The following is a 9923-nucleotide window of genomic DNA, read 5'->3' on the forward strand; positions in this document are numbered from 1 at the left end:
TGTCTGCGCCAGGCCGATGGTACGCAAGGTGAAGTCGGTTTTGTCGTTGGGGTCAAACTCGGGGCTCGAGGTCAGCACCAATAAGCCTGACTGTTCGAACAACGACTCCCCCGACAATTCCTCAAGCTCGCGCCAGATGCGATGGGAGTTGCGCACGATGGGAACGTATTGCGCGCCCTCACCGACCGAAAGCCGGGTAATGCGTGTATCTCCGTGGCTGGAGCCCAGGTTGTGAGGCGGGTGATGGCGGTCAATACCAACAACATTCACACCCGCCTTCGCCAATTGATACACCGTAGCGGCACCCATGGCGCCCAGGCCCAAAACCACCACATCACACCGCTCCGACATCAGCTATCACCAGTCAAAAAGAAGCTAGTTGAAAGATATAATGGTTAAAAATCAACGCATAAAAAAGCATATACATATTCTTGATCGCTTGACGGCGGCTACAGTGCTGCAGTGATTTATCGGTAAAGCGTCGATCCTTCGCTTCTGATCATCGTCAACTCTAATCACGACGTGGTGAGTTTTAAGCTGTCATAAGTGCCATAGAGCTGGCAGTGGATTTCTGACGGGACGAGAACCGGACTACCGCGTCGGCTGCAATTGCGTCACCGTCAATGGCACCGCGGAAAACACCGTGGTATCCGTGAACTTTTCCACGTCGACGCGATGGGGAAAGATCTTCTTTTCCACGAACAGGTCATCGACTTGCTGCAAGGCCTGGACATCCCGTGGCTCGACCGGCAACAGCGATTCGTCGCCCCAGCTGCGCAGACGTTTCGAGACGTCCAGCGGCACATCGTTGACCTTGGCGAAGACCCGCGCGTACTCCTCGGGGTTCTGCCGAGCCCACTCGAAAGCCTTGGCAAAGCGTTGCAACACGTCACTGAGCGCTTTGCGCTTGAGCGGGTCGGCGAGGACTTCATCAGAGGCGGTAATGAAGGTCAGCCCGGTATTGATGCCCTCCCCGGTGATCAGCACCCGCGCGCCTTGCTGCTCGGCAAACGCCTGGTAGATACCGAATGTGGCCCAGGCTTCGATTTTTCCGGCGTTGAACGCAGACAAGGCGTCGGTCGGCAACACGAACCCGATGTTGACATCCTTCTCATCAACCCCGGCATTGGCCAGTGCGCGAATCAACAGGTATTGGGAAATGCTGCCTCGGGCCGACGACACCACGACGTTTCGACCTTTGAGATCCGCCACTTCATGAATGCTCGAATCGGCTGGAACCAGGATCGCAATGCTCCTGGATTGACTGCGCCGTACCGCGACGATACGCAACGGCGTGCCCCCGGTAGCGGCGGCCAGGACCGGCGTATCACCGGCCGGCCCCAGATCGACGGCGCCAGCGCGCAAAGCTTCAAACAACGGCGCGGCACCCTGGAAGTTTGCCCACTCGACCTTATAGTCGATGCCCTCCAGCGCATTCGCCGCCTCCACTACGGTGCGCAAGCCTTTGGCCTGATCACCCAGCACCAGCGTCACACCGGACAAGTCTGACCGGGTAGCGGATGTCGTTTTACTTTCGACCGACTCGCCGCAACCGCCGAGCAGCAACGCGGCCGCCGAGAGCAACACACCTGCAGATTTCCTTACGCGTATCGACATGGCGGAATATCCCTGTATCAAAAAAAAATTGGAATTTGCATCAACCATGGGCAAAGCGCCGGACGCTACTGGTGGGTGCCTGGCGCTCGACGACAGCAGCGGATTCCACTTCAACACCCAGCAAGGTCAGCAAACGCGCACGGATGGCCTGGAAACCGGGTTGTCCGGTGTCGCGAGCCCGGGGCAGATCGATAGACACCTGTTCGGCGATCTTGCCGTTGGCCAGCACGATCACCCGATCGGCCAGCAGGATCGCTTCATCCACGTCATGGGTGACCAGCAACACCGCCGGGGTGTGTTTGCGCCACAATTCGATGATCAGCCGATGCATGCGAATCCGGGTCAGCGCGTCGAGTGCGGCGAACGGTTCATCGAGCAACAACAGCTTGGGCTCGCGCACCAGACCACGTGCCAGTGCCACACGTTGCGCTTCGCCCCCGGAGAGCGTGGCCGGGTAAGCGTCCAGCCGATGGGCCAGTCCCACTTCAGTCAGGGCCTGCACGGCGCGAGCCTTGGCGTCGGGGATGTGCAGCCCGAGAATCACGTTTTTCCAGGCACGCTTCCAGGGCATCAAACGAGGCTCCTGAAACACCGCCGCCCGCGCCTTTGGCACCAGTAACTGACCGCTGTCGATACTGTCGAGGCCGGCCAGGCTACGCAGCAAGGTGGTCTTGCCCGAGCCGCTGGCCCCCAATAACGCGACGAACTCACCCGGTGCGATGTCCAGGTCCAGCCCATCAATGACCCGTTGCTCGCCGAACTGGCGCACCACATTGCGCAGTTGTACCGGTGCTGCCGAATGTGCAGATTTCGACGGGTCCAAAAGATCGATGCTCGACATATCAGTTCCTCACAAAAGTTGGGCGCCAGGCCAGGGCAAAACGCTCCAGCGTGCGGATCAGTCCGTCGATCAACAGGCCGAGGACGCTGTAGATAAGCAGGCAGATCACGATGACATCAGTGCGCATGAAGTCCCGCGCGTCGCTGGCCAGAAAACCGATGCCGGCGGTGGTGTTGATTTGCTCGACGAACACCAGCGCCAGCCAGGAAATTCCCAGGGAGTAGCGCAAGCCGACAAAAAACGAGGGCAACGAGCCCGGCAGGATCACGTGCCAGATCAGTTCGCGACGACTCAGTCCCAGGGTGTTGGCGGCCTCGATCAACTTGGGATCGATGCTGCGAATGCCGGCGAACAGATTCATGTACACCGGGAAGGTTGTACCGACGACGATCAGCGCAATCTTGGTGAATTCGCCGATGCCGAACCAGAGAATGAACAACGGCACCAGTGCCAGCGACGGGATGGTGCGCAACATCTGCAGCGGTGAATCGAGTACCACCTCGCCGCGCTTGGACAGGCCGCTGATCAGCGCCGCCACCACACCGAGACTGACACCGATACTCAAACCCACCAGCGCCCGTTGCAGCGATACCAGCAAGTGTTTACCCAGTTCCCCGGACGCGATCATGGCCCATAGCGTGCCGCCGATTTGCGAGGGCGCCGCGATGACCCGTTGTGGGATCAGGCCCCATTGCGACGCCAATTCCCATAACAGCAACAATGCGATGGGGCTGAGTAAACGCAGCAAGACTTCAGGTGTCTGCCAGTTGCGCAGCCAGTGCGGCAACAGCCTTGATGCCCCCTGTAGCTCACCGCGATGGCGAGCAGCCTTGTTGACGGAAAACGAGCCATTGGTGCTCTGTGTATCGAAGGTCTTTTCAGTCATCAGGCTTCCTTCCTCAAAAAACATGGCCAGAGGTGCCATGCGTCAGCTTCGGTTTTCATGCTATTCGCATAAAAAACCTCAGTGAAATTCTTTTTAGGAATAACCTAATATGCTAATAAATCAGATATAAAGTTAAGCTGATAAATTATTTGCATAATAAACACCTGCATCCCTGCCCCGCTGCGGCCTGCATGACTGACACCCATTAAAATGCACATAACTGATATTTAAAAACAATCATCATTCTTTAAATTAATAATTAACTTAGAACCAAACGGCATTTCACAGCCGGGCCCTGCTACGCCTATTTTGCATTCCACAGACCGACCCCAATGCCAGGTGGAGGCTTGAATCACGCCTATTCAACGAAAAGGAGCTCCCATGAGTATTGAATTCATCGGCTACATCGGCGGTCACCATTCTTCGGAAATCCACCCTCGCAGCGGGCCTGTGCTGCAGCCCGACTACGTGGAAAAAGTGGCACGCGCCCATGAGGAAGCCGGATTTGACCGCGCCCTGGTTGCCTTCCATTCCAACAGCCCTGACAGCACCCTGATTGCCTCGCACGCTGCCAGCGTGACCAAAAGCCTCAAGTTCCTGATCGCCCATCGCCCCGGCTTTGCCGCGCCGACCCTGGCCGCGCGACAGTTCACTACCCTCGACGTATTCAATGGCGGACGCACCGCCGTGCACATCATTACCGGTGGCGATGATCGCGAACTTCGCGCCGACGGCAGCTACATCGGCAAGGACGAGCGCTATGCCCGCACTGACGAATACCTTCATGTGCTGCGCCAGGAATGGACCAGCGAAAAGCCCTTCGACTTTGCAGGGCAGTATTATCAGGTGGAGGGTGCACATTCGACGGTGAAATCGCCGCAACTGCCGCACATTCCACTGTATTTCGGTGGTTCATCGACAGTGGCCATCGAAGTGGCGGGCAAGCATGCGGACGTGTACGCGTTGTGGGGTGAAACCTATGAACAAGTTCGCGAGGTGGTGAAGCAAGTACGCGCCGAAGCTGCCAGACATGGCCGCAGCATTCGCTTCAGTTTGTCAGTGCGGCCGATTCTGGCGGACACCGAAGCCCAGGCATGGGAACGTGCCGAGCGCATTTTGCAGCAGGCCACTGCACTGGCCGAGCAAAACGGTTTTGTACGCCGGGAACCTCCAAACGAAGGCTCTCGCCGCCTGCTCGCCGCTGCCGCCCAAGGCTCACGTCTGGACAAGCGCCTGTGGACCGGGATCGCCGGCCTGCTGGGTGCACAAGGCAATTCGACCTCTCTGGTCGGTACCCCGGAACAAGTAGCCGAAGCGCTGCTTGATTACTACGACCTGGGCATCACCACCTTCCTGATCCGTGGCTTTGACCCGCTCGAAGACGCCATCGACTACGGCAAGCGCCTGATCCCCCTGACCCGCAAACTGGTGGCCGAACGCGAGCGGCAAGCACCGGAAAAAGTAGCTTAAAAGGATCAGTTGCTCGCGAAGACGGCAGCACATGAACCAGGAATGTTGACTGACAAACCGCCATCGCGAGCAGGCTCGCTCCCACATTTTTATCGGTGGCAGCGGATCAATTCTTGTAATCAGTGTCACTGCGCTCCAACTGCCGAATCAGCGCGTTCCAGTGCCGCGCAACGCCCGGCCCGTCACCGCTTTTGAATACCTCGGCCTGTTTCTCGACTTTGGCCACCACTTCGGCTGGCGGGAAGATCAACTCGACATTGCCAGCGGCTTGTGCGGCGATCTGAATAGTGCAGGCCCGCTCCAGCACGTGCAGTTGCTGGAACGCATGTTCAACACTGATGCCAGCAGTGAGCAAGCCGTGGTTGCGCAGAATGAGCACACTCTTGTCGCCCAGATCCTCCACCAGTCGTTCGCGCTCGTCGAGGTCCAGCGCCACCCCTTCGTAACCGTGATAGGCCACCCGCCCGGAAAAACCGATGGCATGCTGGGAAATCGGCAACAAGCCGTTGCGCTGAGCCGACACCGCGATGCCGTCGCGCGTATGGGTATGCAGCACCGCTTGCAGGTCGGGACGCGCAGCGTGGATGGCGCTGTGGATCACGTAACCGGCCGGGTTGATACCCAGCCCTGTCGGGTCATCGACGATGGTGCCATCGATGTCGACCTTGACCAGGTTGGAAGCGCTGATTTCGTCAAACAGCAGCCCGAAGGCATTGATCAGGAAATGCTCTTCCGGCCCCGGCACCCGCGCGGAAAAATGCGTGTAGATGTGGTCCGTCCACTTGAACAGGGCAGCCAGTCGATAGGCCGCGGCCAGTTTTACCCGCACCTCCCATTCTTCGGGGCTGACACGCTGGCGAACATTTTTCGAGACACTGGATAACGGACTGACGCTGCTCATGGCAAAACTTCCTGGATGGCCTTAAGGACTCCAGCAAGCGTATGGGAAGGTAAAAAATAATAAAAATCACATTTTAATCTAAGCTAATTATTATTTTTTTTTATGATATGCGCACTCTCCCACCTCACGCGGCACGCTTGATCTTCTGCAACGATTCAGCGACCAGTTTGCCAAAGGCATCCACCGGTCCCTGCAGATTGCCTAGAAAATGCGGATAGATCAGCCACAGGTCCATCACCGGTTTGAAATCCTTCAGCGGCATGACTGCCAACTGTTCGAAATGAAGGCTGCGCTCCAGCAACGGACGCGGCACCAATCCAAGCCCCAGACCGTCAGCCACCAGGCCCAGTTGCAACTCCGTGCCGAAGATTTCCAGATTGACCCTCAGGGCCAGGCCCTGATCCGACAGGGTTCGCTGCAACCCGGCGCGGAAGCCGCAGCCATCGGGATTGAGAATCCAGCCATTCTGATAAACATCAGCCAGTTTGCAGGGACGCTTGGGCAACTGGGCCTTGGCGCACACCACCACCAACTCCACCTTGCCGATCGACTCGCCGACTATGTTGTCCGGAAAAATCTTCCCCGCCGGGAACAACGCTGCCGCCGCGTCCAGCTCACCGCGCTCGATCTTGCCGACCAATTGACTGCCCCACCCCGTGGCCACTTGAGCCCTCAGTTCGGGGTACTCGATGCGCAGATGCTTGAGTGCGTCGAGCAACACCACATCGCCGATGGTTTGCGGAACGCCCAGGCGCAACAGCCCGGTGGGCGGCGCATCCGTGGCCACCATTTCGCGCAGCGCATCCATTTCCCGCAGGATCACCCGACACTGTTCGTACACCCGCGTGCCGATCAAGGTGGGCTTGAGCGGCTTGGTATTGCGGTCGAACAACTCCACGCCCAAGGCCTGCTCAAAGTTTTGCACGCGCCGCGTGATGGCCGGTTGAGTCAGCTGCAGAGACTCGGCGGCATGGCTGATGGACTGGCAACGAATCACTTCGACAAAGGCGTCGATATCATCAATTTTCATTTGGCCCGCACATAGAGAACAGTCGATAAGATGTCTGAAAAGCATAGTTCTATTGTCGGTATCTGGATAGCCCGGCCCATGCAAGCCGACTAATCAATAGCGTCTGGCGCTATGCCTACGGGTTATAAATTCCTTTCAGCTATATCCTAATCATTAAACAATCGCATATTGATCACGATAATTATGTTTAAATCAAAGGGTCAACTTTCACAACGAACGATGGAATCGCCATGACCCAGGCCCGACACCCGGAGAGACTCAGAGCATTCATAGGCGCCCTGGCGGAATTGATCGACAGCAACCCTCGCGAGGGTGATCTGTTGCATCGTGGCGGCAAACTGCTCAGCCAATTGGTCAGCCATGACGATTGGCTGCCTGAGGATTTTGCCCGCCCAGACCCGGAGCGCTATCAGCAATACYTGCTGCATGCCGATTCTCGGCAGCGTTTCAGTATCGTCAGTTTTGTCTGGGGACCGGGGCAAAGCACACCGGTCCATGACCATCGGGTTTGGGGGCTGATCGGTATGTTGCGGGGGGCGGAGTACTCCCAGGGTTTCCAGCGCCACACCGACGGCTCCCTGATCGCCGAAAGTGAGCGGGTGCACTTGCGACCGGGCCAGGTCGAGGCCGTGTCGCCAAAAATCGGTGACATACATCAAGTCAGCAACGCCTTTGACGACCAGGTCTCGATCAGCATTCATGTTTATGGCGCCAACATCGGAGCCGTGCGTCGCGCGGTGTATCAGCCCGACGGCAGCGAGAAGCTGTTCATTTCCGGTTATTCCAACGCCTTTCTCCCCAATATCTGGGATTTGTCCAAAGAGAACCAAGCCCTATGAGCACCCTACCGTCCCGCTCTTTCGCCGAGATTCGCCAGGCCCTGCTGAACCGTGAAGAACTGGCGCTGCTGGATGTGCGCGAAGAAGCACCCTTTGCCGAATCGCATCCGCTGTTCRCCGCCAACATTCCATTGTCGAAACTCGAACTGGAGGTGTTCTCACGAATTCCCCGGCGCGATACCCACGTAACGGTATACGACAATGGCGAAGGCCTGGCGAGCATCACCGCACAGCGACTGCAGGACCTTGGCTACATCAATGTCAGCCTGCTCGAAGGGGGCCTGGAGGGTTGGCGCCGCGCCGGTGGTGAATTGTTCATCGACGTCAACGTGCCGAGCAAAGCCTTTGGCGAACTGGTCGAAAGCCAGCGCCACACGCCGTCACTGGCGGCCGAAGAAGTACAAGCCCTGCTCGATAACGAGGCCGATGTGGTGGTGCTCGATGCCCGGCGTTTCGATGAATACCAGACCATGAGCATTCCCACCGGCATCAGCGTACCGGGGGCGGAATTGGTACTGCGCGCCCGGGAGCTGGCACCAGACCCGGCCACGCGCATCATCGTCAACTGCGCCGGTCGCACCCGCAGCATCATCGGCACGCAGTCGTTGATTAATTCCGGGATCGCCAACCCGGTTTCAGCCCTGCGCAACGGCACCATTGGCTGGACCCTCGCCGGTCAAAAATTGCAGCACGGCCAGTCGCGCCGATTCCTCCCGACCCGTGAAGAGCATCGGCAAATCGCCGCACTTGACGCCCGTCGCGTCGCCGATAAAGCCCGAGTGGGCCGCGCAAAAATTGCCGACCTGCACCGCTGGCAACAGGAACCCACTCGCAACACTTACCTGTTCGATGTGCGCACCCCGGAGGAATTCGAAGCCGGGCACCTGCCAACCGCCCGCTCGACCCCCGGCGGGCAACTGGTGCAGGAAACCGACCACTTCGCCAGCGTGCGCGGTGCACGCCTGGTGCTGGTCGACGACGATGGCGTGCGCGCCAACATGTCCGCATCCTGGCTCGCGCAACTGGGTTGGGAAGTGTTTGTGCTGGATGACCTGCAGCCTGCGCACTTCAGCGAAAAAGGTGCGTGGCAGGCACCGGTCCCCGCGCCCCGGCAGGCCGAAGAAATCAGCCCCCAGACCCTGGCCGAATGGCTGAACCACGATGACACCGCGGTGCTGGATTTCACCAGCAGTGCCAACTATGTCAAACGCCACATTCCCGATGCCTGGTGGGCATTGCGCGGGCAACTGCGTGAAGCACTGGCCAAGGTGCCATCGGCCGAGCGCTATGTGCTGACCTGCGGCAGCAGTCAGTTGGCGCGACTGGCGGTGGCCGAAGTCGAGGCGTTAACCGGCAAAGCGGTGTTTCTGCTCAAGGGTGGCACGGCCAGCTGGATCGCCGCGCACCTGCCTCTGGAGGAAGGCGAAACCCGTCTGGCGTCGCCGCGCATTGATCGCTACCGCCGCCCTTATGAAGGCACTGATAGCCCGCGCGAAGCGATGCAGGCCTATCTGGACTGGGAGTTCGGATTGGTCGACCAATTGGCCCGCGATGGCACCCATGGATTTTTCGTGATCTAGCCACTCGCACCTTGGTGCCTCGGTCAGTACCGGGGTGCCGCTCTTCTTGAGCATCCCCTCCCCCTTCTCCAGGCGGAGGTTATTCGAAGCGCAACAACCTGCCTGGAGTTTCCCATGTCACCCAAATCCCTGTTATTGAGCCTCTTCTGCACCCTGGGCTGCGCTGCATCTTCCCACGCCGCAGACCTGCAACCGCTGCTGGTGGCCAATCAGAAGTCCACGATCAAAGTGCTGTTGGAGGTGTCCGGCGAGCTGAAGAATGTGCCCTACGACATCCAGTTCTCTGAATTCCCGGCCGCCGCGCCACTGGGTGAAGCGCTGAATGCCGGTGCGGTAGACATAGGCGCTTTGGGCGATGCGCCGTATGTGTTCGCCCTCGGGGCTGGCGCGCCGATCAAGGTCGTCAGCATCGTGCATGCCGAGGGTCGCTATACCACGGCCATTCTCGCGCCCAAGGATTCTGCGCTGAACAACGCTGGCGACCTGAAGGGCAAAAAGATCGTCACCACCCGTGGCTCCATCGGCCACTTCCTGGCGATCAAGGCCTTGCGCAGCGCCGGCCTGAGCACCCACGACGTGCAGTTCATTTACCTGCTGCCGAGCGAGTCGCGAATCCTGCTGGATAACGGTAGCGCCGACGCCTGGKCGACCTGGGACCCCTACACCACCATTTCCACCACCCAGAGCCAGGCCAAGGTCCTGGTCAGCGGCGAAACCTTGTTGACCAACCATTTGTACTTTGCCGCCACCAGCCAGGCC

General features: G+C 58.8%; 10 protein-coding genes. 4 read left to right on the forward strand and 6 right to left on the reverse strand.

The window, feature by feature from the left end; genetic code table 11:
- From AC1DSG_RS22280 to AC1DSG_RS22295, 4 genes are all read right to left on the reverse strand, one after another.
- Positions 1-351: FAD-dependent oxidoreductase (locus AC1DSG_RS22280; RefSeq protein ID WP_477792814.1), on the reverse strand; the 351-nt coding region annotated here is incomplete at its 3' end.
- Positions 352-591: 240 nt separating this feature from the next.
- Positions 592-1617 carry an ABC transporter substrate-binding protein gene (locus AC1DSG_RS22285; RefSeq protein ID WP_477792815.1) on the reverse strand — a complete coding sequence of 342 codons (1026 nt, stop codon included), beginning with the start codon at positions 1615-1617 and terminating at the stop codon, positions 592-594.
- A gap of 40 nt (positions 1618-1657) precedes the next feature.
- Entirely contained in the window at positions 1658-2458 is an 801-nt protein-coding gene (locus tag AC1DSG_RS22290; protein WP_477792816.1) for an ABC transporter ATP-binding protein, read from the reverse strand.
- A gap of 1 nt (position 2459) precedes the next feature.
- Entirely contained in the window at positions 2460-3344 is an 885-nt protein-coding gene (locus tag AC1DSG_RS22295) for an ABC transporter permease (protein WP_477792817.1), read from the reverse strand.
- A 381-nt stretch (positions 3345-3725) separates the two neighbouring features.
- Between AC1DSG_RS22295 and AC1DSG_RS22300 the strand changes: the two genes are divergently transcribed.
- Complete coding sequence (locus tag AC1DSG_RS22300) at positions 3726-4814, forward strand: LLM class flavin-dependent oxidoreductase (RefSeq protein ID WP_477792818.1); 1089 nt, start codon at positions 3726-3728, stop codon at positions 4812-4814.
- 106 nt (positions 4815-4920) lie between these two features.
- Here the strand turns inward: AC1DSG_RS22300 and AC1DSG_RS22305 are convergent, their stop codons facing one another.
- Positions 4921-5715, reverse strand: a complete 795-nt coding sequence (locus tag AC1DSG_RS22305; RefSeq protein WP_477792819.1) for a class II aldolase/adducin family protein — start codon at positions 5713-5715, stop codon at positions 4921-4923.
- Between the two features lie 124 nt (positions 5716-5839).
- Complete coding sequence (locus AC1DSG_RS22310) at positions 5840-6745, reverse strand: LysR family transcriptional regulator (RefSeq protein WP_477792820.1); 906 nt, start codon at positions 6743-6745, stop codon at positions 5840-5842.
- A 230-nt stretch (positions 6746-6975) separates the two neighbouring features.
- Here AC1DSG_RS22310 and AC1DSG_RS22315 point away from each other — a divergent pair, with 230 nt between their 5' ends.
- The 3 genes from AC1DSG_RS22315 to AC1DSG_RS22325 all read left to right on the forward strand — a co-directional run.
- Positions 6976-7584: a cysteine dioxygenase family protein gene (locus AC1DSG_RS22315; RefSeq protein WP_477792821.1), complete on the forward strand. Its 609-nt coding sequence runs from the start codon at positions 6976-6978 to the stop codon at positions 7582-7584.
- Positions 7581-9164 carry a rhodanese homology domain-containing protein gene (locus AC1DSG_RS22320; RefSeq protein WP_477792822.1) on the forward strand — a complete coding sequence of 528 codons (1584 nt, stop codon included), beginning with the start codon at positions 7581-7583 and terminating at the stop codon, positions 9162-9164. Before AC1DSG_RS22315 ends, AC1DSG_RS22320 begins: the two co-directional genes overlap by 4 nt.
- A 114-nt stretch (positions 9165-9278) precedes the next feature.
- A partial coding sequence (locus tag AC1DSG_RS22325; RefSeq protein WP_477792823.1) for an ABC transporter substrate-binding protein occupies positions 9279-9923 on the forward strand: 645 nt, incomplete at its 3' end.

Source organism: Pseudomonas sp. P5_A12 (assembly GCF_056400685.1).

Coding starts and splice junctions, on each gene's coding strand:
- AC1DSG_RS22305 (WP_477792819.1), bottom strand. CDS start 5,715: ATGAGCAGCGTCAGTCCGTTATCCAGTGTCTCGAAAAATGTTCGCCAG.
- AC1DSG_RS22300 (WP_477792818.1), top strand. CDS start 3,726: ATGAGTATTGAATTCATCGGCTACATCGGCGGTCACCATTCTTCGGAA.
- AC1DSG_RS22295 (WP_477792817.1), bottom strand. CDS start 3,344: ATGACTGAAAAGACCTTCGATACACAGAGCACCAATGGCTCGTTTTCC.
- AC1DSG_RS22310 (WP_477792820.1), bottom strand. CDS start 6,745: ATGAAAATTGATGATATCGACGCCTTTGTCGAAGTGATTCGTTGCCAG.
- AC1DSG_RS22285 (WP_477792815.1), bottom strand. CDS start 1,617: ATGTCGATACGCGTAAGGAAATCTGCAGGTGTGTTGCTCTCGGCGGCC.
- AC1DSG_RS22290 (WP_477792816.1), bottom strand. CDS start 2,458: ATGTCGAGCATCGATCTTTTGGACCCGTCGAAATCTGCACATTCGGCA.